Here is a 221-nt window from a genome sequence, read left to right as displayed (position 1 = left end):
TGTGGTCCTTGGGCTCCGTCATTACCATCAATACCGTCTGCACCCGCCGGTCCTTGAGGGCCCATTGGGCCTGGATCACCTTGTGGTCCCTGGGCTCCGTCATTACCATCAATACCGTCTATACCCGCTGGTCCTTGAGGTCCGATTGGGCCTGGATCACCTTGTGGTCCCTGGGCGCCATCAAGACCGTTAGCACCATCGGCACCGTCCGCACCTGCTGG

General features: G+C 60.6%; 1 pseudogene. It reads right to left on the bottom strand.

Annotated features, from left to right (window positions below):
- A pseudogene (locus tag MWU32_RS00420) lies at positions 1-221 on the bottom strand (collagen-like protein); the annotation flags it as partial.

It is taken from the genome of Gelidibacter sp. F63206 (assembly GCF_023015735.1).
The sequence above is the reverse complement of the archived record's forward strand: the minus strand, read 5'-3'. Positions and strand labels throughout refer to the sequence as shown.